Source organism: Algibacter sp. Ld11 (assembly GCF_045066735.1).
GTDB lineage: Bacteria > Bacteroidota > Bacteroidia > Flavobacteriales > Flavobacteriaceae > Algibacter.
The window spans coordinates 586,121-607,560 of record NZ_JBISHH010000026.1; the positions used below are offsets into that span (position 1 = coordinate 586,121).

The 21,440-nt window shown below is 33.2% G+C and carries 19 protein-coding genes and 1 other RNA gene; 12 read left to right on the forward strand and 8 right to left on the reverse strand.

Translation table 11 applies throughout. The annotated features are described in order from the left end of the window. Positions 1-3 precede the first annotated feature (3 nt). A complete protein-coding gene (locus ACJJV4_RS18945; protein ID WP_405296966.1) occupies positions 4-567 on the forward strand; it encodes a Smr/MutS family protein in 564 nt (187 codons plus the stop codon). Between the two features lie 2 nt (positions 568-569). On the opposite strand, the gene ACJJV4_RS18950 is transcribed toward ACJJV4_RS18945, so the two are convergent. Beyond that, positions 570-1,472 (reverse strand): hypothetical protein, encoded by a 903-nt coding sequence (locus ACJJV4_RS18950; protein WP_405296967.1) that lies wholly within the window; start codon positions 1,470-1,472, stop codon positions 570-572. A gap of 225 nt (positions 1,473-1,697) precedes the next feature. On the opposite strand from ACJJV4_RS18950, the gene ACJJV4_RS18955 reads away from it, so the two are divergent. Together ACJJV4_RS18955 and ACJJV4_RS18960 are read left to right on the forward strand one after the other, a co-directional pair. Then, positions 1,698-2,846 carry a cysteine desulfurase family protein gene (locus tag ACJJV4_RS18955; protein WP_405296968.1) on the forward strand — a complete coding sequence of 383 codons (1,149 nt, stop codon included), beginning with the start codon at positions 1,698-1,700 and terminating at the stop codon, positions 2,844-2,846. Between the two features lie 137 nt (positions 2,847-2,983). Beyond that, complete coding sequence (locus tag ACJJV4_RS18960; protein ID WP_405296969.1) at positions 2,984-4,453, forward strand: cell wall anchor protein; 1,470 nt, start codon at positions 2,984-2,986, stop codon at positions 4,451-4,453. An 11-nt stretch (positions 4,454-4,464) separates the two neighbouring features. On the opposite strand, the gene ACJJV4_RS18965 is transcribed toward ACJJV4_RS18960, so the two are convergent. Together ACJJV4_RS18965 and ACJJV4_RS18970 are read right to left on the reverse strand one after the other, a co-directional pair. Beyond that, the gene (locus ACJJV4_RS18965; RefSeq protein ID WP_405296970.1) at positions 4,465-6,921 is read right to left on the reverse strand and encodes a carboxypeptidase-like regulatory domain-containing protein; all 2,457 of its coding nucleotides are present in this window, start codon (positions 6,919-6,921) and stop codon (positions 4,465-4,467) included. Between the two features lie 23 nt (positions 6,922-6,944). Beyond that, positions 6,945-8,630 (reverse strand): M23 family metallopeptidase, encoded by a 1,686-nt coding sequence (locus ACJJV4_RS18970; RefSeq protein ID WP_405296971.1) that lies wholly within the window; start codon positions 8,628-8,630, stop codon positions 6,945-6,947. A gap of 165 nt (positions 8,631-8,795) precedes the next feature. On the opposite strand from ACJJV4_RS18970, the gene ACJJV4_RS18975 reads away from it, so the two are divergent. The 4 genes from ACJJV4_RS18975 to rny all read left to right on the forward strand — a co-directional run bounded on the left by ACJJV4_RS18975 (position 8,796) and on the right by rny (position 11,212). Further along, positions 8,796-9,086 carry a hypothetical protein gene (locus tag ACJJV4_RS18975; RefSeq protein WP_405296972.1) on the forward strand — a complete coding sequence of 97 codons (291 nt, stop codon included), beginning with the start codon at positions 8,796-8,798 and terminating at the stop codon, positions 9,084-9,086. Between the two features lie 15 nt (positions 9,087-9,101). Next, on the forward strand, positions 9,102-9,395 hold the full coding sequence (locus tag ACJJV4_RS18980; RefSeq protein ID WP_405296973.1) for a cell division protein ZapA: 294 nt from the start codon (positions 9,102-9,104) through the stop codon (positions 9,393-9,395). Positions 9,396-9,453: 58 nt separating this feature from the next. Next, positions 9,454-9,578: non-coding RNA, 6S RNA (gene ssrS, locus ACJJV4_RS18985), on the forward strand. 59 nt (positions 9,579-9,637) lie between these two features. Continuing rightward, on the forward strand, positions 9,638-11,212 hold the full coding sequence (gene rny, locus ACJJV4_RS18990) for a ribonuclease Y (RefSeq protein ID WP_405296974.1): 1,575 nt from the start codon (positions 9,638-9,640) through the stop codon (positions 11,210-11,212). Here rny and ACJJV4_RS18995 read toward each other — a convergent pair whose 3' ends face one another. After that, positions 11,213-12,427 (reverse strand): PAS domain-containing protein, encoded by a 1,215-nt coding sequence (locus tag ACJJV4_RS18995; protein ID WP_405296975.1) that lies wholly within the window; start codon positions 12,425-12,427, stop codon positions 11,213-11,215. A 140-nt stretch (positions 12,428-12,567) separates the two neighbouring features. Then, complete coding sequence (gene xerD / locus ACJJV4_RS19000; RefSeq protein WP_405296976.1) at positions 12,568-13,464, reverse strand: site-specific tyrosine recombinase XerD; 897 nt, start codon at positions 13,462-13,464, stop codon at positions 12,568-12,570. Between the two features lie 146 nt (positions 13,465-13,610). Between xerD and aroQ the strand changes: the two genes are divergently transcribed. Both aroQ and ACJJV4_RS19010 read left to right on the forward strand, forming a co-directional pair. Continuing rightward, positions 13,611-14,027, forward strand: coding sequence for a type II 3-dehydroquinate dehydratase (gene aroQ / locus ACJJV4_RS19005; RefSeq protein WP_405296977.1), 417 nt, complete (start codon positions 13,611-13,613; stop codon positions 14,025-14,027). 92 nt (positions 14,028-14,119) lie between these two features. Beyond that, on the forward strand, positions 14,120-14,617 hold the full coding sequence (locus tag ACJJV4_RS19010; RefSeq protein ID WP_405296978.1) for a hypothetical protein: 498 nt from the start codon (positions 14,120-14,122) through the stop codon (positions 14,615-14,617). Positions 14,618-14,679: 62 nt separating this feature from the next. On the opposite strand, the gene lpdA is transcribed toward ACJJV4_RS19010, so the two are convergent. Next, complete coding sequence (gene lpdA, locus ACJJV4_RS19015) at positions 14,680-16,056, reverse strand: dihydrolipoyl dehydrogenase (RefSeq protein ID WP_405296979.1); 1,377 nt, start codon at positions 16,054-16,056, stop codon at positions 14,680-14,682. A gap of 176 nt (positions 16,057-16,232) precedes the next feature. On the opposite strand from lpdA, the gene ACJJV4_RS19020 reads away from it, so the two are divergent. Further along, the gene (locus ACJJV4_RS19020) at positions 16,233-17,519 is read left to right on the forward strand and encodes an NAD(P)/FAD-dependent oxidoreductase (protein ID WP_405296980.1); all 1,287 of its coding nucleotides are present in this window, start codon (positions 16,233-16,235) and stop codon (positions 17,517-17,519) included. Positions 17,520-17,832: 313 nt separating this feature from the next. On the opposite strand, the gene ACJJV4_RS19025 is transcribed toward ACJJV4_RS19020, so the two are convergent. Then, complete coding sequence (locus tag ACJJV4_RS19025) at positions 17,833-18,384, reverse strand: DUF1572 family protein (RefSeq protein ID WP_405296981.1); 552 nt, start codon at positions 18,382-18,384, stop codon at positions 17,833-17,835. Between the two features lie 60 nt (positions 18,385-18,444). Beyond that, positions 18,445-18,921, reverse strand: a complete 477-nt coding sequence (gene msrB / locus ACJJV4_RS19030) for a peptide-methionine (R)-S-oxide reductase MsrB (RefSeq protein ID WP_405296982.1) — start codon at positions 18,919-18,921, stop codon at positions 18,445-18,447. 203 nt (positions 18,922-19,124) lie between these two features. On the opposite strand from msrB, the gene ACJJV4_RS19035 reads away from it, so the two are divergent. Together ACJJV4_RS19035 and ACJJV4_RS19040 are read left to right on the forward strand one after the other, a co-directional pair. Further along, positions 19,125-19,946: a M48 family metallopeptidase gene (locus tag ACJJV4_RS19035; protein WP_405296983.1), complete on the forward strand. Its 822-nt coding sequence runs from the start codon at positions 19,125-19,127 to the stop codon at positions 19,944-19,946. 76 nt (positions 19,947-20,022) lie between these two features. Beyond that, positions 20,023-21,417 carry an MFS transporter gene (locus ACJJV4_RS19040; protein ID WP_405296984.1) on the forward strand — a complete coding sequence of 465 codons (1,395 nt, stop codon included), beginning with the start codon at positions 20,023-20,025 and terminating at the stop codon, positions 21,415-21,417. Positions 21,418-21,440 lie beyond the last annotated feature (23 nt).

Here is a 21,440-nt window from a genome sequence, read left to right on the forward strand (position 1 = left end):
GATATGAAATTTAAAGTAAACGATTTTGTTCAAGTTTTAGATGAAAACTTATCTGGCCATATTAAAGCTATTTCTGGAAATACAATATCTATTGAAACAACCGATGGGTTTTTGTTAGATTTTGAAGCAGCGGAACTGGTTAACGACTCGTCTAAAAGCGATTTCTCAACAGGTGTTTTTTCTTATGAAAGTATAAATTCTGTTATAGATGAAAAGGAAAAGCCTGGCCGAAGAAAATCGGTTAGAGTTAAACCTAAAGAGCGGTTTGAACCTACTATGGAGGTCGATTTACATATAAACCAATTAGTGAAATCGTCTAAAGGCATGAGTAATCACGACATGCTAACAAAACAACTGGATACGGCACGATATAAATTAGATTGGGCTATATCTAAGCGAATACAAAAAATTGTATTTATCCATGGCGTAGGCGAAGGCGTCCTTAAAATGGAATTAGAGTACTTGTTTGGTCGTTATAATAACGTTAAATTTTATGACGCCAATTACCAAAAATATGGTTTAGGTGCCACTGAAGTCTATATTTACCAGAATGTAAGTGCAAATTAAAGTTATTCAAAATCTGGAGTTATACTTTCCGAAGATGTTAAACTACTATCACTCAGCACTCCAAAATCGAAACTATCTTGAGATAAAAAGCTTAGACTAATATCTTGTAAAGTTACAGTAACTACATAGGTTTCGTAAATAGTATGCTCTCTATATGCTGTTGCAGAAACGGTTGTAGCCACGGCTGGATTTAAATAATCGGCTCCAACATCACTATTTGTTATATCGTTATTTGGTCGCTGATCTTGAGAGTCGTTTTCTTCATCTCTTGTTAATACACCATCGCCATCATCGTCAGCATCTAAATAATCAGGAATACCATCACCATCGGTATCTTGAGCATCTTCTAAATCACCATCACCATTTGGATCAGGGTTTTCATCTTCAGTTAAAATATTATCGCCATCATCATCCCAATCAATATAGTCCGCTAAGCCATCACCATCTGTATCATCATCCGTTAAATCTCCATTTCCATTTATGTCTTCTAAAATGGCCAAAATACCATCTTCATCATCCTTAGTTAGCACAGTAATAATTTCAGCAGTACAGTCGTCACTTTCGCTAGAGCTAATAGTAACTTCTTCAGGAATATCGTTACAAAATAGAGTAGAAGGTAAGCTTTCATCACTGTAAGTTCTGTAATAGAACGTCGCACTTTTTTCAACGCTAAAGGTTCCGTCGGTTCCTGTGGCAAGAATTTCGTCTAAGGTATAGTTTGAAATTAGTACAGATAAAGATTCTGAAGGATCGTCTTTTGTTTTATAAAAAACAAGATCAGATACACCTTCGCATGCGCTAAACTCATCTTCAAAATCAAGTTCTACGGTAATAATATCACCATCATCACACCCTTGTATTGACATTAAACAAACAGCAATAAAAATATAAATTAACTTACGCATAAAAATCTATTTTGCCACAAAAATAGTGGAATTGATATTGATAACAAATAAACTTCAAAATTACAGATTAAATTCGTTTTTATCATTTTTTTAACCGACTTAAATAGAAATCAAAAAATAATTAATACATGCAATTTTTAAATTACTCAGAATTCATTCAAACTAATAACGAACGATATTAGAAATAATTTTATTTGAAGTATTTTTGTTGTTCAATAAAAGGATATGAAACCAGTATATTTTGATAATGCCGCAACAACGCAATTGAGACCTGAGGTTATTGATGTTATGGCGAATGTTTTAAAGGAAAACTACGGAAATGCATCATCTTCGCACAGTTTCGGGAGGTCTTCAAAATCTTTAATCGAAAAATCTAGAAAGTCTATTGCTAACTGTTTAAATGTTTCAGCAGGTGAAATTATTTTTACATCCGGAGGAACGGAAGCCGATAATTTAATTTTGAATAGTGCCGTAAGAGATTTAGGTGTTGGGCATATTATAACGTCTAGAATTGAACACCATGCCGTTTTGCATACGGTTGAAGCTTTACAGGAAAAATATGATATTGATGTAAGTTTTGTTGATTTGGATAGTAAGGGGAATTTAGATTTTAATCACCTAGAATCTTTATTACAAACTGAGACAAAAACATTAGTAAGCTTAATGCATATTAATAATGAAATTGGGAACATTACAGATATAAAGTATGTTGCTACCTTGTGTAAGGCTAACAATGCACTTTTCCATAGTGATGCCGTGCAATCTGTAGGTCATTATAATTTAGATTTACAGGATATTCCAGTCGATTTTATAGCTGTTGCTGGCCATAAATTTCATGGACCAAAAGGAGTTGGTTTTGCTTTTATTAGAAAAAATGTAGGTTTTATAAAGCCTTTGATTTTTGGAGGTGAGCAAGAGCGTGGGCTGCGTGCAGGAACCGAGAGTGTACACAATATTGCAGGTTTAGAGACTGCTTTAAAGATATCGTACGATAAGGTTGAGGAAGAAAATGAATATGTTCAAGAGCTTAAAACTTATTTTATAGATAAAATTAAGGAAGTTTTACCAGGTGTTGTATTTAATGGTGAGTCTGCAAATTTAGAACAAAGCACTTACACTTTGGTTAATGTTTGTTTACCTATTGCTGCTAGTAAATCTGCAATGCTTTTATTTCAATTAGACTTAAAGGGTATTGCGTGTTCGAGAGGTAGTGCTTGCCAAAGTGGAAGTAATAAAAAATCGCATGTATTATCAGAAATTTTGTCAGACCAGGATTTAAATAGACCATCTTTAAGATTCTCGTTTAGTATTTTCAATACTAAAGACGAGATAGATTATGTAATTTCTGTATTGAAAGAATTTACTTATAATTAGAGGATGTTTTTTTTAAAAATACGATGAAATACATTTAATTATAGATTAAATGTTGTTATGTAGTTTTTATTCTATGTTTTTTGTTTAAATTTGTGCTTTATTTAGTATATTTAGAATAACTTAAAGCCTATTATAACATGAAGAACTATAAAAATTTTATTGGTTTACTGTTTTTTGCTCTTTTTCAAGTACAATCATATAGTCAAGTTGGTATAGGAACTACAAATCCTGAACCATCTTCAATTTTAGATATAGAATCGACTACACAAGGAATTTTAACACCTAGAATGACAACCGTACAAAGAAATGCTATTGCATCTCCAGCGGAAGGGTTAACTGTTTATGATACGGATGAAAGCGCTTTTTACTATTTTGATAGTCTATCATGGGTTGAACTAGAAGGAGCAGAAACAAGAGATAATTATAAATTGGTGAAATCTGCTGCAGATTTGGCTGATGAGCTTGCTGCGGGTGGCGGAAGTGTTTATGAGTTGGATGAAAATTTTATGTATGAAATTAATGGTACAATTACCCTTGGTTTCCCTATAGATTTGAATGGAGCTTACATAAGAGGACAAGATACAGGAGAAGACATATTAGTTAATGCTAGTGGAGGAGCTTTGTTTATTGGTAGCTCAGGTAGAATGAAAGATTTACTTATTAATGGAGGGAGTTCACCAATTTTTGATATCACAGGGTCAGGCCCTGGCGGTACAGATTCGATCATTGCTTATTCTATAGTAATTACCTCTGCTTCTGCGGTAGGTACTTTGAGTGAATTGGGTACAGTATTTTTTGAGGTTTTACAAGTTGTGAATAGTAATAATGGTTTAGTTCTTTCCAATATAAATACTTTCTTTATGGATAAGGTTTTTTGGACGGAAAGTAATTCAGGTACGTTTTTAGATTTGTCCGGTGCTTTTGATAATTTCCAAATTGCAAATGGAAGAGTTGTTGCAGATTCTGGAGAAACAGGAATTGATGTTAGTGCAAACCCTGCTATAGGTATATCGGCATCTTTAACCGGTTTAAACATATCTGGAAATGGGACAAGAGTATCTGGTTATGTAGCTCCTGCAATAATATATAGCGGATATAATTTCACTAATGACTGGGATGTAGATTGTCCGGGTATACCTAAGGAGACCGATGGTGTAGCAACCGGTAACTTTTACTATACAGGAAGCTTAACTACAGGGTTTTCTCAAAGTATATTAAATGGAGACCCAATTGAAGTTCAAGGTTCTGAAGCTACTCCTCCTTTTGCGGCAAATAGTTTATTTCGCTTTTCAAGTGAAGGAGGAGGTAATAGGTTGCGTTATCAAGGTCTAAAGGCGAGGGAGTTTCAAATAAATGCATCGCTATCTGTTAGGGTTACAGGTGCAGCTACGAATTTTTATGCCTTTGTAATAGCTAAAAATGGTGTTTTGGTAACCGAATCGAATTCTATTGTATACATTGATAGTGATAGCCAAATTCAAAACGTATCTATCAATGCGGATGTAAACCTTTCAAATGGAGATTATATAGAAGTTTATACAGAGAGATTAACGGGAAGTATGACAGATGCATTGGTTGTTTTTTCAGAAAACCTTAGTATTAAATAATTTTTCGAGCACTAAAACCTCATACTAGTTTTCACATTAAAAACTCGCGGTGTTAAATAGTTAGGAATTGCGTATTGGCGTTTGCTATATACATCGCGCACCCAAGTATTTGTTATCGAGTTTTGAGCATCAAACATGTTGTAGATTTCAAAGCCAAAAGACAAGGCTTTAAAAGGCTTTCTCCAACCACTATCAAATTGTTTTTTATCATCGACAACCACAAATTGTAAACCTAAATCGGCACGTTTATAATCTGGCAATCTGTTTTGGTAATTGTAGGCATCGGCGTAACTCGGCGATCCACCAGGTAAACCTGTATTGTAAACCAGGTTTAAATACATTTTCATGTTTGGAACATTAGGCACATAATCTTGAAACAAGGCAGCAAACTTTAAACGCTGATCTGTTGGTCGGGCAATGTAACCGCGATTATCTATATTTTCTTCATTTTTTAAAAAGCCAAAACTAAACCAAGATTCTGTTCCAGGAACAAACTCACCGTTTAAGCGCATATCCAAACCGTATGCATAGGCTTTAGCATTGTTGTTGGCGGCATAGCGAATACGTACATTTTCTAAAGTATATGGGTTAACATCCGTAATACCTTTATAGTAAACCTCAGTAGTTAACTTAAATGGGCGATCCCACATTTTAAAGCTGTAATCGTTTCCTAAAACAATATGAAGCGATTTTTGTGCTTTAACATCTGGCTGAATCGTTCCAGAAGCATCACGCAATTCACGGTAAAAAGGAGGCTGGTAATATAAGCCAGTAGACATTCTAAATAGCATGTCTTTCTCCCAATTGGGTTTTATAGTGAATTGTGCACGAGGGCTAAACACTATTTGATTGCTACCTGAAATGCCATCACCTGAAACCGACCAACTATGTATACGTCCTCCGGCATTGTACCAAACATCGCTATTGCCTAAAGTAGAGCGTTTGCTCCACTGCGCATAGGCTTGCAGACGATTAATTTGTGTGCTATTTGTAGCTCTAATATTTTGATAAGGTTCTAATGGGCCACTAAACGACGTATAAGGCTGCTCGTTTATTGCTGTTTTTGGTGGCCTAATAGAAAAGCCAGCAGAATCTATGGTTTCCCATTCTACTAAACGGTCTCTAATATCTTCGTGAGTGTATTTAACAGACCATTCTATACGATTATCATCTATTGTTAAATCACCTTTGTGCTCTATATTTGTAATTAACGCATCGAGGTCGTTTCGTCCATGATTTAATTGACTTCCTACCCCTTCGCTAAATTCTACTTCGCCTAAATTTTCGTCACCAATATCACTATTAACTTCACCTAACCTATATTGGGCTAAAATATCAAAATACTCTTCTTCTGTAGTATGGTAAGTTGAGGCTATTAGCTTTAGCGTTAAATCATCATTTGCAAAATAAGTTCCTTTAAAAGCTCCAAAATAAGTTTGGTATTCATCTTTTTCTTGCCCGTCATAAAATACTAAAAGCGCAATAGGGTCTGCGAGTGTTCCAAAATTTGTTTGTCGGGTTTGCGGTTCAAAATTGTATTTATTGATAGATACGTTTCCTAAAAAGCTTAATTGAAACTTATCTGTAAATTTATAAGTAAAAAATGCTTGGGCATCTGCAAAGGTTGGTTTTACATTGGTTTCGGTTTCTTTAGCGTCTACCAATAAGCTATTGTCTCGATAACGTAATCCTACAATGCTAGTAAATTTAGAATCTTTACTTATGTTTTCTATTGAAAGGCTTCCGCCTAGTAAACTTAAATCGGCATTAACTTCAAATTGGTAAGGTGTTTTGTAAGTAATATCTAAAACTGAAGATAATTTATCGCCGTATTTAGCCTGAAATCCGCCTGCTGAAAAATCTACATTTTGTACCAAATTGGAGTTAACAAAACTTAAACCTTCTTGCTGGCCTGAACGAATTAAAAACGGACGATACACTTCAATATCATTTACATAAACCAAATTCTCATCGTAATTTCCACCACGTACAGAGTATTGCGTACTTAATTCATTATTATTACTAACGCCTGGTAAGGTCATTAATAAATTCTCTACACCGGCATTAGCACCAGGTATTTTTCTAATAGTTTCTGGTTTTAGCGTAATAATACCTTCTATATCTTTTCTACGATTGCTAGTAACTACAACAGCGGCTATTTGCTCTAGAGATGTACTCATTACAGGGTTAAATTCGTAGATTTCACCATTTTTCAGGTTGAATGTACTCGATATTTTTTTAAAGGATAGGTGAGTGAATTCAACTAAAACGTCTTCGTTTACATTTATCGTTAAGCTGTAAAATCCGTTGGAATTGCTAATGGCTCCTTGTGTTCCAGATTTTATGTTAACCTGTTCTACGGGTAAATTGTTTTCATCTAAAATAACACCTTTTATAGTTGCTGTTTGCGCGAAACCTATGTAAAGACTGAAAAAAAATAAACCGAAAAGTAGAAGTTTTGTTTTCAAATGTATTGATGAGTTAGTTAGCGCTATTTCCTGTAAAATAACGCTTCAAAAGTAGAATTATTTCCAACATTATCAGTAACAATAACTTTTAAATTATTATTAGTGTCTTTAAAATCACCATCATTAAAATCGTAAGTTAAAGTATTTGTTTTGTATTCGTACTCCATTAAAATAAATTTACCATTTATGGTGGCGCGATAATTTGAAATTCCAGAGAGGTCGTCGCTAATTTTAACTTTTAAATATCTAAAGTTACTTAACCACTGCTTATTTTTGAAGTTATTGGCTTTTATGGTAGGGGCAATAGTATCCATTGCTAAAGCATATTTACCTAAATATTTGGTACTTGTTGATAATAGGTCTCCTTTTCTTTTTGTTGTAGTATAAGCAGGGTAATCTTTATAGCCAAGTAAGCGTGCAATAAAAAGTTTATTCTTGTCAGTATCGTTATATTGGCTAACATCAAACGAGATATTAAAACTTTTTTGAGTTGGCACGGTATCATCATGTAATAATAAGGTGTCATTTTTTACTTCAAAATCTAAATAAAAATCGTTGTAAAAGGTGTTTTTATAAAAATCGACAGCAATTTTTCCTTGTTTCAAGTTGGTTACTTGGTCTGCTTTTATAAAATAAGGAGTTATTTTTTTGTCTTTAGCTTCGGCTATTGTGTTTTTTGTACCTTTTATATTAACGGTTATCCAGGTGGCATTGTTTTTATAATCGGACACTTGAATTTTATAAACCGAATTGGTACTATCCTTTATACTTAAAACTCCGTTGTTAGACACCGATTTATATAAGCTTAGAAGGTCATCTTGTTTGTACAAACGTTGAATACGTTCTTTTTTAGTTTTAAAATGCTCGTAGTCTATTAACGCATTTATGTGTTTTGTTTCGTCGAATGAAAACTCTTTAAAATCAATTTCAAAATTTCGTAAACCGTTAATAACGGTTTGAATGTTGTAAACGCCATTAGAGTTCCCTGCCAAATCTTGCCTATCGATGGTTTTAATTCCAAAACCAATATTACCAATAGCATCGATTTTTTCGGTTACAAAATCGCCGTTTTTCAAAGGTACAAGTCTTACTTTTTGTTTAGTATTTTTCTTGTTTACAAAGGAATTATTATCTAAAGGATATACGTAAAGCGATTGAACAACAGGAGCTTTTGTATCTAGAATGTCAATACCAAAAAGCATTGGGTTTATAGGGTGTTCTTCTTTATTTCTAATTTCAAAATGAAGATGCGGACCTCCAGAACTCCCCGTATTGCCGCTGTAAGCTACAAGGTTGCCTTGAGATACTAATAATTCCTCTGGCGTCGGGAATAGCTCAATCTCATAGCTTTCTTCCTCATATTGTTTCTTTTTAATGTAAGCTTCAATTTCTGGAGAAAATTTTGAAAGATGCGCATATACTGTTGTGTACCCATTAGGATGTGTAATATATAAAGCCTTTCCATAACCATAATGCGCAATTTTAATACGACTTACAAAACCGCTTGCAGACGCATTTACTTTTAAGCCAATACGCTGTTTTGTTTTTATATCGAGTCCAGAATGGAAATGGTTAGAACGCAGTTCTGCAAAAGTGCCAGCAAGAACTAACGTACCCTCTAACGGATTAGCAAAATAATCTTGTGGATAATTGTTTTGGGCGTCCAAAAAAAATGAACATAACAGAAGAAAGGAAAGAAAAAATTTCATAGAATAGTTGTAACTGCTAAAATATTAATTTGAGATGAAAACACAAAGAATAAAGCAAAAACTAAGCCGTTGTATTGAAATATAGTATTTAAAAATTTATTGAAAAACTATTGTAATTTATGGCGAACTTGGTTAACTTTGTAAGATAAGTATTGAAATTGGTAAATGAGTAATATTGAGGATATTGTAGATTCGTTAGAAAACAAAATTAGCAAAGTATTACGTAAAATAGAGCTTTTAAAGCAAACTAATTTGAAATTAAATGAAGAATTAGAAGTTTCAAAGCAAGAAATTTTGAACCAAAAAAGGCTAAACACCAATTGGGAAGAAAAATATGAAGCTCTTAAAATTGCAAATTCAATGCTTGGTGGTGACGATAATAAAAGAGAAACTAAGCTTAAAATAAATGCCTTAATTAGAGAAATTGACCATTGTATCGGGCAACTCTCTGAATAATGCTAATTAAATTCAATGTCTGAAAAGCTTAAAATAAAGCTATCTATTGCTAATCGCGTATATCCTTTAACTATTGACCCAAGTCAAGAAGAAGGTTTGCGTAAGGCGGCAAAGAACATTGAGGTAATGATTAAACAATTTGAGCAAAGTTATTCTGTTCGAGATAAGCAAGATGTTTTGGCCATGTGTGCCTTACAATTTGCGTCTCAAGTAGAGCAGAAGTCTATAGATAAAACAAATATTAACGAGCATGTTGAAGAAAAGCTTGTTGCGCTTAATGGTTTGTTAGATTCTTATTTAGACTCTTAATTCGTTCTTTAAAATAAACTAAAAAGTTACTGCCTACATTGGTTATTTTTTTTGATAAACTCAACGTTAATTCTTTAAAAAGGGTGAGTTTAAGTTGTAAAAGCAGGCTGCAATACTAATTTATTTGGTATTAGACAGATCCTTGATCAGCTTGTTAGCCCTAAACTTGTTTTTAAGGAGTTTATACAAAACTTTATGCTGGTGTAGGCTTTTTTATATATTATAATCAACTAATTTAAACGATGGATAACTCAATTATATTTGCAGTAGGTGGTGTTATTTTAGGGCTTGCAATAGGCTTTATTATAGCAAAAACGTTAGAAAAAAATAATGCGTCTAAACTTATAAAAAACGCTAAAAAGAATGCAGCATCAATACTTAAACAAGCTAATTTAGAAGGTGAAAGTATTAAAAAAGATAAAATGCTACAGGCTAAAGAAAAATTCTTAGAGCTAAAGGCAGAACACGAAAAAGTTATTTTAAGTCGTGATAAAAAAATGAGTGAGGCTGAAAAGCGCACTAGAGATAAAGAATCTCAAATATCTAATGAGCTTTCTAAAAGTAAAAAATCTAACGATAGTTTAGAAAGTAAAATAAAGGATTACAACCACCGTCTTGATGTACTAGAAAGTAAGCAAGAAGAGGTAGAGCGATTACATAGAAGTCAAGTACAACAATTAGAAGTTATCTCCAGTCTTTCGGCAGAAGAAGCTAAAGAGCAATTAGTAGAGTCTTTAAAAGGTGAAGCTAAAAATGATGCGATGGCATTTATTCAAAGTTCTTTAGAAGAAGCTAAACTTACAGCAGAACAAGACGCTAAGAAAATTATAATAAACACCATACAACGTATTGGAACAGAGGAAGCGGTTGATAACTGTGTATCTGTTTTTAATATAGAATCGGATGATGTTAAGGGCCGAATTATTGGTCGTGAAGGTAGAAATATACGAGCCATTGAAGCGGCTACAGGTGTAGAGATTATTGTTGATGATACACCAGAAGCTATTATCTTATCTTGTTTTGATTCTGTACGTCGTGAAATAGCAAGGTTATCACTGCATAAGTTAGTGACAGACGGTAGAATTCACCCAGCACGTATTGAAGAGATTGTTAAGAAAACTCAAAAACAAATTGAACAAGAAATTATTGAAGTTGGTAAGCGTACGGTTATCGATTTAGGTATTCATAATCTACATCCAGAACTTATCAAAATGGTTGGTAGAATGAAGTATCGCTCGTCTTACGGGCAAAACTTACTACAACACTCGCGTGAGGTGGCTAAGCTTTGTGGTGTAATGGCAGCAGAATTAGGTTTAAATCCTAAACTTGCAAAACGTGCCGGATTATTACATGATATAGGAAAAGTGCCAGATGCTGAAACCGATATGGAAACTCCGCATGCTATATTAGGAATGCAATGGGCTGAAAAATATGGAGAGAAAGATGATGTAATAAATGCCATTGGAGCTCACCACGATGAAATAGAAATGAAATCGTTATTAGCGCCAATTATACAAGTTTGTGATGCTATTTCTGGTGCAAGACCAGGAGCTCGTAGACAAGTATTAGATAGTTACATTCAACGTTTAAAAGATTTAGAAGAAATTGCTTTCGGTTTTAGTGGTGTAAAAAAGGCATACGCTATACAAGCAGGTAGAGAGCTACGTGTTATTGTTGAAAGTGAAAAAGTTAACGATCAAACGGCAGCCGATTTATCGTTTAATATTTCTCAAAAAATTCAAACGGATATGACGTACCCTGGACAAGTAAAAGTTACTGTTATTAGAGAAACACGAGCTGTTAATATCGCAAAATAATTACTTTATTAAAATAGAAGATTTACTAAAGCTTTCCTTTTTTTTATTAAGAAGGAAAGCTTTTTCTTTTGGAAAAAACAGTTTAAATGTGGTTCCTTCATTCAGTTCGCTATCAATAGTAATTTTACCTCCTAAATCTTCAACTTGTATTTTAGTAAGATATAAACCTACACCTTCAGAATCTTCTCTATTACTTTCATGAAACGTATTGTACATTCCAAAAATTTGCTCTTTGTATTTTTTTAAATCAATACCAATACCATTATCCGAAATGGAAATTTCAAAACCTTCCTCAGTTTGAATCCCTTTAATATTTACTACAGGTGTATTATTAGGATTAACATATTTTACAGCGTTAGAAATTAAATTATGGAATATACTTTCTAAATAGGCCGAGTTACCTTTTAGATATAGATTAGAAGGTATATCTGTATTAATAATAGCTCTTTTTTTAGCAATATCTATAGATAGATTACCTAGTGTTTCTCTAACTACAGCATTTATACTTATGTTATTATTAATATCGTTGTACTCAGAGTTTACACTAATAACATCATTCAAATTTGTAATAGTAGTTGTTAAAGCAGACGAAATTGTTTTTAAGTAATTAAACATTTCATCTTTTTCTTCCTGAGTGTTTGATGCCTCGTGAAATTCTAACACATTTTTAAAGTTACCAATATGTGTTCTTAAATTATGCGAAACAATATGTGTGAAATTGTATAACCTTTTATTTTGGCTAGTAATAATGTTGAAGTTTTCGTTTAGTAGCATTTCGTTCTGCTTACGCTGTGTAATGTCAATATGAGTACCAATAATACGAAGCGGTTTTCCAGCTTTATCTTTACTAACAATTTTTCCACTATCGGAAATCCATCTGTAGCTGCCATCTTTACAAAGTACACGATGTTCATTTTTATAAACCTCCAGTTCTCCAGATAAATGTCTTTGAAAATCGTTATTATAATTAGCGCGGTCTTCAGGATGTACACGTTTATTCCATTCTTCGGCATTATTTTCAATTTCGTGGTCGTTGTATCCAATGATATTTTTAGATTCTGCGGAATAGAAAACTTGATTCATTTTAGCATCCCAATCCCAGACGCCAATTTTAGAGTTTTCTACAGCGAATTGCCATTTTTCACTATTGGTGTTCGTGGAATTAGTTCTATTTTCAAATAGACTACGAATAGGGGAGAATATACGCTTAATCATTTAGGTTTTGTTTGGGTTAAAAATGTAATTTAAACTTAAGTAGGTCTTATTTTGACGCGTTAAATATAAATTGGTCACATTTTAAGTCTTGTTTTAGGTTCGTTTCTTACAAGAAAAACGCAATTTCTTGGATAAAAGTACTATTTTCTTGGATGAAATTGCTCTACGACTTTAGTTAAGTGGTTTCTGTCCAAGTGTACGTAGATTTCTGTTGTTGTTATACTTTCATGCCCAAGCATAAGCTGTATAGATCTTAAATCTGCATTATTTTGAAGTAAATGTGTCGCAAAAGAATGTCTAAACGTATGTGGAGAAATACTTTTATTTAAATTTATTTTTATAGCTAATTGTTTTATAATGGTAAAAATCATGGCTCTAGTTAATTGTTTTCCTCGACGATTTAAAAATAAAGTATCTTCAAAACCAGCCTGAATATTCATATGGTTTCTAATCTCTTTTCTATAGATATTAATATATTTTTTGGTAACATCTATAATAGGAACAAAGCGTTGTTTATCTCCTTTGCCTGTAACTTTTATAAAGCCTTCTTCAAAAAACAGATCGGATAGTTTTAAATTAACTAGCTCACTAACACGCAACCCGCAACCATACAACGTTTCCAACATCGCCCTATTGCGTTCGCCTTCTGGTTTACTCAAATCTATAGCTTTTATTAAGTTATCAATTTCTTCTTCCGATAAAGTGTCCGGAAGTTTTCGACCTATTTTTGGAGATTCTATAAGTTCTAGCGGGTTATCTGCACGATAGTCTTCAAAAACTAGGTAACTAAAAAAACTACGTAAACCTGATATTAAACGGGATTGAGAGCGTTCGTTAATGTGTTTTGATGTATTGTATATAAATTCCCTAATAGTTTCGTCGGTAATTGAAATTGCTGTTTCGTTAATTTCATTTTGTTCTAAAAAGGAAATCAATTTTTCAACATCTAGTACATAGCTGTTTATAGAATTTTGTGATAATCCTCGCTCTATTTTTAAATAAAAAGTATAATCTTTTAACGCTTGACTCCATTTCATTAGCATAAAAGTAAATAAATTTTCCTATTGAATTATTTAAATGAAAGCTTTAATTCTAAATTATTTATAAAATGATTAGAAATAAAAACTGCTTTTGTGATTAATTTTATAATCACGATTATGTAAAAATTAAATATATTTACAATATGAAAAAACTAATTATCATCAACGGGCCCAATTTAAATTTATTAGGTAAAAGAGAACCAGAAATTTATGGTAGTTTAACTTTTGAAGCTTTTTTTGGCGATTTAAAAGAAAAGTATTCTGAGGTAAGTTTAGAGTATTTTCAATCTAATATTGAAGGTGAAATTATAGACAAATTACATGAAGTTGGTTTTGATTTAGATGGTATTATTTTAAATGCAGGGGCTTACACGCATACATCTATTGGTATAGGCGATGCTATAAAAGGCATTGAAACTCCTGTTGTAGAAGTACATATATCTAATACATTTGGCCGGGAAGCTTTTCGTCATCAATCTTACATTTCTCCAAATGCTAAAGGTGTAATATTAGGTTTTGGAATGGCAAGTTATGGTCTGGCTATACAAAGCTTTTTGTAAATACTTTTAAGTTTTAATTATAAGAGCTTTGTGAAACATTAACAAAGATTAACGGTAGGTTTGTGTAGTATTAAATTTATAAAGGTTTATGTATGAAGCAAAATTTACTTATTTTATATTTAATCTCTCCAACATTTTTTGTTCTAAATGCTCAGGAGAATTCTTCTGAAACACAAGATGCATTTGTTATAACTGACGAGGTTAACATCACCAATACTGTTTTACCGTTTTCAAATTACTTTTCAGAATACAGATTAAATGATAATTGGATTATACGACCAGAAAATATTGAAACCAACTTTGGAGGTTTTAGTACAAACTATAGGGTTAAAGATTTCCCGTTACTAGCAAAATACAGTTTTACTGAAAAATTTAGCGTCATGTTTGGGCCAACGACACGTTTATTATTAAAAAATGGTATTATTGAAGATGTAGCTACATCAGGAACTTTAGGCGTTCAATACGATTTTACTGAATCCTTTTTAATGGAAGCGAGGCTAAATTATAATTTAACCGATGATTCTCCTTTTAAATCAAATCTACCAACTACAAATTCTATATTTAAATTAAGTGGGAAATATAAATTCTAAAAAAAAGTGCGATTCAAAATAAATTGAATCGCACTTTTTATATTTATAATATCTAATAGTAATTAGATATGTATTACTTCATCATAAGCAGCTGCAACAGCTTCCATAACAGCTTCACTCATTGTTGGGTGTGGGTGAATGGTTTTTAAAACTTCATGACCAGTAGTTTCTAGTTTTCTACCTAAAACAGCTTCTGCAATCATATCGGTAACACCAGCACCAACCATATGGCATCCTAACCATTCGCCGTACTTAGCATCAAAAATTACTTTTACAAAACCTTCTTTGTTTCCACCAGCACTCGCTTTTCCAGACGCAGAGAAAGGGAATTTACCAATCTTTACATCTAAGCCTTGTTCTTTAGCTTGCTTTTCAGTGATACCAACAGATGCAATTTCAGGAGTACAGTAAGTACAACCAGGAATGTTTCCGTAATCTAAAGCTTCAACATGTTGTCCAGCTAATTTTTCTACACATAGTATACCTTCAGCAGAAGCAACGTGTGCTAAAGCAGGGCCAGGAGTGATATCTCCAATAGCAAAATACCCAGGGATATTAGTTTGGTAAAAATCGTTAACGATTACTTTATCTCTATCAACAACAATTCCAACATCTTCTAAACCAATGTTTTCAATGTTTGTTTTAATACCAACGGCACTTAAAATAATATCGGCTTCAAGAACTTCTTCACCTTTACTTGTTTTAACCGTAGCTTTTACACCTTCACCAGATGTATCCACACTTGTAACTTCAGCAGAAGTCATTATTTTTATACCTGCTTTTTTGAAAGAACGCTCAACTAACTTAGATACGTCTTCATCTTCAACAGGAACAATCTTAGGTAAATATTCTACAATAGTTACATCGGTTCCCATAGAGTTGTAAAAGTATGCGAACTCAACACCAATAGCTCCAGAACCAACCACAATCATTTTTTTAGGTTGTTTCTTTAAAGTCATAGCTTGTCTGTATCCTATTACTTTTTCACCATCTTGGGGTAAGTTTGGTAACTCACGAGAGCGAGCTCCTGTAGCAATAATGATATTATCGGCACTATATTCAGTACCATCAACATCAATCTTTTTACCAGGTTTTAACTTTCCGAAACCATCGATAACGTCTACTTTATTTTTTTTAAGTAAAAACTGAACACCTTTACTCATACCATCTGCAACACCACGGCTACGTTTTACAACAGCATCAAAATCGTGTTCTGCATCTGTTACTTTTAAACCGTAATCTTCAGCATGTTTTAGATATTCAAAAACTTGAGCAGATTTTAATAAGGCTTTGGTTGGAATACAACCCCAGTTTAAACAAACCCCACCAAGATTTTCTTTTTCAACAATAGCAGTTTTAAAACCTAATTGTGATGCTCTAATAGCTGTTACATAACCACCAGGACCACTTCCAAGAACAATAATATCGTATTTACTCATTTGTTAATTTTTAGGTTACGAATTTACAAAATCGAAATGTAATAATGAATTAACAAAGGCTTAAATCGAAAAAAAAAGCTTTGTAACTTTTCATTTGGTTTTCAATAAATTAGAAGTAACAGGGATTAAAGGAATTTACCATTGTTTTACTACCTTTGCTTTGCAAGTTATTATTTATGAACATACCTAAAACAAGTTACCCACGAATTATTATAATTGGTGGCGGTTTTGCAGGAATTGCCTTAGCAAGAAAATTATCTAAACAAGAAGTACAAGTAGTGCTCTTGGATAAGCATAATTACCACACCTTTCAACCATTGCTGTATCAGGTATCTACCGGTGGGCTTGAGCCAGACTCTATTGCATACCCAATTCGAAAAGTATTAAAAGATTTTCCTAACTTTCATTTCAGACTAGCAGAAGTAAATCAAATAGATACCACTTGCAACACAATAAAAACCAATATTGGTGATTTAAAATTCGATTATTTAGTAGTCGCTTCAGGCTCTAAAACCAATTATTTTGGAAATTCTGAAATCGAAAAGCACAGTATGGCCATGAAAACCATACCACAATCGCTAAACTTAAGGAGTTTAATACTCGAAAATTTCGAAGAAGCACTTTTAACAACCGACTTGGATGAGCGTATAGCGCTTATGAATTTTGTAATAGTAGGAGGCGGACCAACAGGTGTAGAGCTGGCAGGAGCTTTAGCCGAGATTAAAAAAGGTATTCTACCGAAGGATTATCCCGATTTAGATACGCGATTAGCACAGATTAATATTATCCAATCTGGGGATTGTATTTTAAAAGGGATGAGTGAAAATGCATCGGCCAAAGCCGAAGATTTTTTAGAAAAACTAGGTGTTCACGTTTGGAAAAATTTACGAGTAACTAACTACGACGGAAAAACGGTAACTACAAATACCGATTTAACCTTCGAAACAGCCACCGTAGTTTGGGCAGCAGGTGTGCAAGGCGCAACTATAAAAGGGCTAGATGCTAAAGATTTTGTCACTCGTGGTAACCGCCTTTTAGTAAATCATTTTAACCAAATAAAAGGCTTCGAGCATATTTTTGCCATTGGAGATATTGCTTGTATGGCAACCGAAGAGTTTCCAGGAGGATTACCTATGATGGCTCAACCAGCCATTCAACAAGGTCAGCAATTGGGAGTAAACATACTTAAGCTTATTAACAATAAACCCATGGAACCCTTTGAGTATAAGGATAAAGGAGCCATGGCAACGGTAGGTAGAAATAAAGCTGTAGTCGATTTAAAAAACATTAGGTTTCAAGGTGTCTTTGCATGGTATGTTTGGATGTTTGTCCATTTGTTTTTCCTTATTGGTTTCCGAAATCGTATGGTTGTATTCGTAAATTGGGTTTATAATTATATTCGTTTTGATCGCGAAGCACGATTAATAATTCGTCCGTTTAAAAATAAATTTAAAGCAGAATAATATATTAATTTTTTTGGGCGAGTTGCCATGAAAAATAGGCAACCAGGCTTTCCGCTATATCTTTTATGTGCAAGGCGGTTATAGCTTTATATTAGCGCAATTGGCCAGCATTAAGCGAGAGAAATTATACAAGGGAAAGGCAGCACAAAAAAGGATGCCGCATCAATCCTTCTCGCGGGGCTAATCTGTAAAAGATATTTTAAACATTATTGATTTAGGATATTTTGTCATGTACATATTAGGAGACATCGTGTAATATGGAGCGCTTCAATCTCAAAAACCTATATTAATGTTATAAACATAAAATATACCATTATAAATCATCAGTAAAATGCTTTCTAGACTTCTCTTTATTAAATTTTATATCATTGTAAGCTTTAGAAGTACCTTTAGCTATAGATAGCGTTTGCCAATCCTTTCCTTTAAAAACCTTTCCTAAAAACACAATTTGCCCAATATGATAAGAGTAATGTGACAACTGTCTATTTATAGCTTCTATAACCGTATGGCCTTCATTCCTGATATAGATAATGCGCTCTAAATCACTTTCGTTTAGAGGTTTTATAGCATTGAACAGACAGTTCCAACCGTTATTCCAACTTTCTAACAATTGCTCTTTGGTTTCAAAAGTATCATCGAATTCTCGGTTACGATTTCTCGAAGGCTTTTCGCCGTCTTCAGTTAAGAAGTTAGTCCAGCGACTTAGCATATTTCCAGAAATATGTTTTACCATAATGGCTATAGAATTGGCGTCTTGGGCAATTTCATTTTGTAATTCATCAAATGATAATTGCTCAAAAGTTTTGTCGCCCAAACCTTTATAATATTCAAACTGTTTAATAATACTTTCTAAATAACTTTCCATAATATAAATGTAATCCATCAAAGCAATAAAAACAAATGGAAATGTAGCTTTTAAAGAAGCTTATTCAGCCGGAACAAATGTTAAAGACACGCCGTTAATACAATGGCGCATTCCCGTTGTGCTTTTTGGCCCATCGTTAAATACATGACCTAAATGGCCACCACATGTACCGCAATGTTCTTCGGTTCTAGCATATCCTAAATCGTAATCGGTAGAAAAATCAACATTACCTTCTATTTCGCGATCAAAACTTGGCCATCCTGTGCCAGAATCAAATTTATGTTCACTTTTAAACAAAGGAGTTTCACATGCTTTACAAACATAGGTTCCCGTTTTTTTATTACTGTTTAATTTACTCGAAAAAGCACGTTCTGTTCCAGCTTCGCGTAAAACGTAAAACTCAGTTGCCGTTAATTGGTCTTTCCATTCGGCTTTTGTTTTGGTAACTTCAAACGTTTTCTCTGCTTTTTTCTTTTGTGCAGAAGAGTTACAGCTAAAAACTAAAAATATGCTAAGTGCTACTAATATCTTTTTCATTTGGTATGTTTCTTTAGTTTGTCGAATAATTGTTGTAAAAATAACAAATAGTAAATTTTTAAATGGGGTCGTTTTTTTATCGAAAAAGCTATTATATTCTATTTAAAGTTTGTTTATTTGAATGTGACAATTTACAGAAAAGTGTGTCTCATTAATGTAATGGATACAGTTTGTATTATTTAGATCAATTAAAACCCACAAAAATGAAATTAAAAACAACTTTTATAGCCTTAGGGATTTGCAGTATAATTTTTTCATGTGCAGAGAACCCATTTACTGGAAAGAAAACAATGGCATTTGTGTCGAACGCGCAATTATTTCCAACAGCTTTTGCTCAATACGATCAGTTTTTAACTGATAATAATGTAGTAACAGGCACAGCAGATGCTGAAATGATAACACGAGTAGGCCAGCGTATAGCAGTAGCAGCAGAACGTTGGTTAACCGCAAATGGACATGCTGGTTACTTAAACGATTATAAATGGGAGTATAATTTAGTAAATGATGAAACTGTAAATGCTTGGTGTATGCCAGGAGGTAAAATAGTATTTTACACAGGTATTTTACCAATTGCGGCAAACGAAACCGGGGTCGCAGCTATTATGGGCCACGAGGTTGCACATGCTTTAGCAAACCACGGACAACAACGTATGAGTGCAGGGTATTTGCAACAAGGCTTAGCCGTTGCAGGAAATGTAGCAATACAAGATGAGCAATCTAGAAATGCTTTTAATCAATATTATGGAGTAGGATCTCAAGTTTTAGGAATGTTACCATTTAGTAGAAGTCATGAAACTGAAGCTGATAAAATTGGTTTATATTTAATGGCTGTTGCGGGGTATAACCCAGATGAAGCTGCTGAATTATGGAAGCGTATGAAAGCAAATAGTGGAGGAGATGCTCCAGCAGAGTTTATGAGTACACACCCATCTAACGATACAAGAATCAATAATTTAACAGAATGGGCGCCAGATGCTAAAAAAGAAGCAACTAAATTTGGTATAACATCGTTTAGAGCGATATAACATTATAATAAAATATTTGTTTACTTTAGAAGCTGCTAATACTTAGCAGCTTTTTTTATTTAGCTATATTTATTATATGATTCAACTTGAAAAAGGAAGTAAAAAACTATTAAATGCTTGGGCGTTTTACGATTGGGCAAACTCGGTTTACACTTTAACTATTGCATCTTCTATTTTTCCAATTTTTTATTCTGCATTATTTCTTTCAGAAGTTAAAACTGTAGAAGCTTTTGGAACGGTTTTTAAGAGTACTGCGTTAATTACTTTTGTTACGGCTTTTACCTTTTTAATTGTAGCTTTTACATCTCCAATATTATCAGGTATAGCAGATTACGTTGGGAACAAAAAGAACTTTCTTAAATTTTTCTGTTATTTAGGCAGTGCAGGTTGCGTTGGATTGTATTGGTTTAGTTTAGATAAAATTCATCTGAGTTTATTGTTCTATTTCATGGGGTTAATTGGTTATTGGGGAAGTTTAGTTTTCTATAATTCATATTTGCCAGATATTGCATATCCAGAACAGCAAGATAGTATTAGCGCTAAAGGGTTTTCTTTAGGCTACTTTGGAAGTGTACTGTTGTTAATCTTTAACTTATGTATGGTTATGTTTCCGCAGTTTTTTGGATTCGATTTAAGTATTGCAGAATCTATAAGAGAAACAGGAACAGAAGCTGAGATACAATTGGCATTAAGTGAAGCTAAAGATGCCGCATCTTTTAAAGCCATGAAAATATCTTTTATTACGGTTGGTATTTGGTGGGCATTATTTAGTCAATACTCTTTTTATTTTTTACCTAAAGGAGCTAAAACAGGGCATAAAGTAACTCGTGCTGTTGTGTTTAATGGTTTAAGAGAATTACGTGAAGTATGGAAGCAACTTAAACAAGATTTAAGGTTAAAGCGCTATTTATATGCTTTTTTTGTTTTTAGTATGGCCGTGCAAACAATTATGTTAGTTGCTGTTTATTTTGGTGAAGAAGAAATTTCTTGGGGAACAGATAGCGAAAAAACCATGGGATTAATTGTTAGTATTTTAGTCATACAGATTGTAGCAATTCTTGGCGCTTATTTAACATCCAAAGCATCCGCAACATATGGAAATATAAAAACCCTTATTGCTGTTAATTTTGTTTGGATGATACTGTGTTTTTATGCGTACATGATGCATACACCAATGCAGTTTTACATTGCGGCGGGTATTGTTGGCTTAGTAATGGGGGGTGTGCAATCCCTTGGACGTTCTACATATTCTAAGTTTTTACCAGAAACAGAAGACACCACATCGTATTTTAGTTTTTATGATGTAGCCGAGAAAATAGGTATTGTAATTGGTATGGTTATTTTTGCTACTGTAGATCAAATTACAGGAACGATGAGAAATGCTATTTTAGTATTAGTCGTTTTTTTTATTGGAGGTATTGTGTTGCTTTTTAGAGTTCCAAATGAAAATAAAAAGACTGCTTTAAAATAATAAAACAGCCTTTCTTTTGTTAC

What these genes read in the sequence shown, in the direction of transcription:
- ACJJV4_RS19025 (WP_405296981.1), bottom strand. Translation starts at nt 18,384, where the DNA reads ATGGAAAGTTATTTAGAAAGTATTATTAAACAGTTTGAATATTATAAA.
- ACJJV4_RS18970 (WP_405296971.1), bottom strand. Translation starts at nt 8,630, where the DNA reads ATGAAATTTTTTCTTTCCTTTCTTCTGTTATGTTCATTTTTTTTGGAC.
- ACJJV4_RS18995 (WP_405296975.1), bottom strand. Translation starts at nt 12,427, where the DNA reads ATGATTAAGCGTATATTCTCCCCTATTCGTAGTCTATTTGAAAATAGA.
- ACJJV4_RS19020 (WP_405296980.1), top strand. Translation starts at nt 16,233, where the DNA reads ATGAACATACCTAAAACAAGTTACCCACGAATTATTATAATTGGTGGC.
- ACJJV4_RS18960 (WP_405296969.1), top strand. Translation starts at nt 2,984, where the DNA reads ATGAAGAACTATAAAAATTTTATTGGTTTACTGTTTTTTGCTCTTTTT.
- lpdA (WP_405296979.1), bottom strand. Translation starts at nt 16,056, where the DNA reads ATGAGTAAATACGATATTATTGTTCTTGGAAGTGGTCCTGGTGGTTAT.
- ACJJV4_RS18980 (WP_405296973.1), top strand. Translation starts at nt 9,102, where the DNA reads ATGTCTGAAAAGCTTAAAATAAAGCTATCTATTGCTAATCGCGTATAT.
- ACJJV4_RS18975 (WP_405296972.1), top strand. Translation starts at nt 8,796, where the DNA reads ATGAGTAATATTGAGGATATTGTAGATTCGTTAGAAAACAAAATTAGC.
- ACJJV4_RS19010 (WP_405296978.1), top strand. Translation starts at nt 14,120, where the DNA reads ATGAAGCAAAATTTACTTATTTTATATTTAATCTCTCCAACATTTTTT.
- ACJJV4_RS19035 (WP_405296983.1), top strand. Translation starts at nt 19,125, where the DNA reads ATGAAATTAAAAACAACTTTTATAGCCTTAGGGATTTGCAGTATAATT.
- rny (WP_405296974.1), top strand. Translation starts at nt 9,638, where the DNA reads ATGGATAACTCAATTATATTTGCAGTAGGTGGTGTTATTTTAGGGCTT.
- msrB (WP_405296982.1), bottom strand. Translation starts at nt 18,921, where the DNA reads ATGAAAAAGATATTAGTAGCACTTAGCATATTTTTAGTTTTTAGCTGT.
- ACJJV4_RS18945 (WP_405296966.1), top strand. Translation starts at nt 4, where the DNA reads ATGAAATTTAAAGTAAACGATTTTGTTCAAGTTTTAGATGAAAACTTA.
- ACJJV4_RS18955 (WP_405296968.1), top strand. Translation starts at nt 1,698, where the DNA reads ATGAAACCAGTATATTTTGATAATGCCGCAACAACGCAATTGAGACCT.
- ACJJV4_RS19040 (WP_405296984.1), top strand. Translation starts at nt 20,023, where the DNA reads ATGATTCAACTTGAAAAAGGAAGTAAAAAACTATTAAATGCTTGGGCG.
- ACJJV4_RS18950 (WP_405296967.1), bottom strand. Translation starts at nt 1,472, where the DNA reads ATGCGTAAGTTAATTTATATTTTTATTGCTGTTTGTTTAATGTCAATA.
- aroQ (WP_405296977.1), top strand. Translation starts at nt 13,611, where the DNA reads ATGAAAAAACTAATTATCATCAACGGGCCCAATTTAAATTTATTAGGT.
- xerD (WP_405296976.1), bottom strand. Translation starts at nt 13,464, where the DNA reads ATGAAATGGAGTCAAGCGTTAAAAGATTATACTTTTTATTTAAAAATA.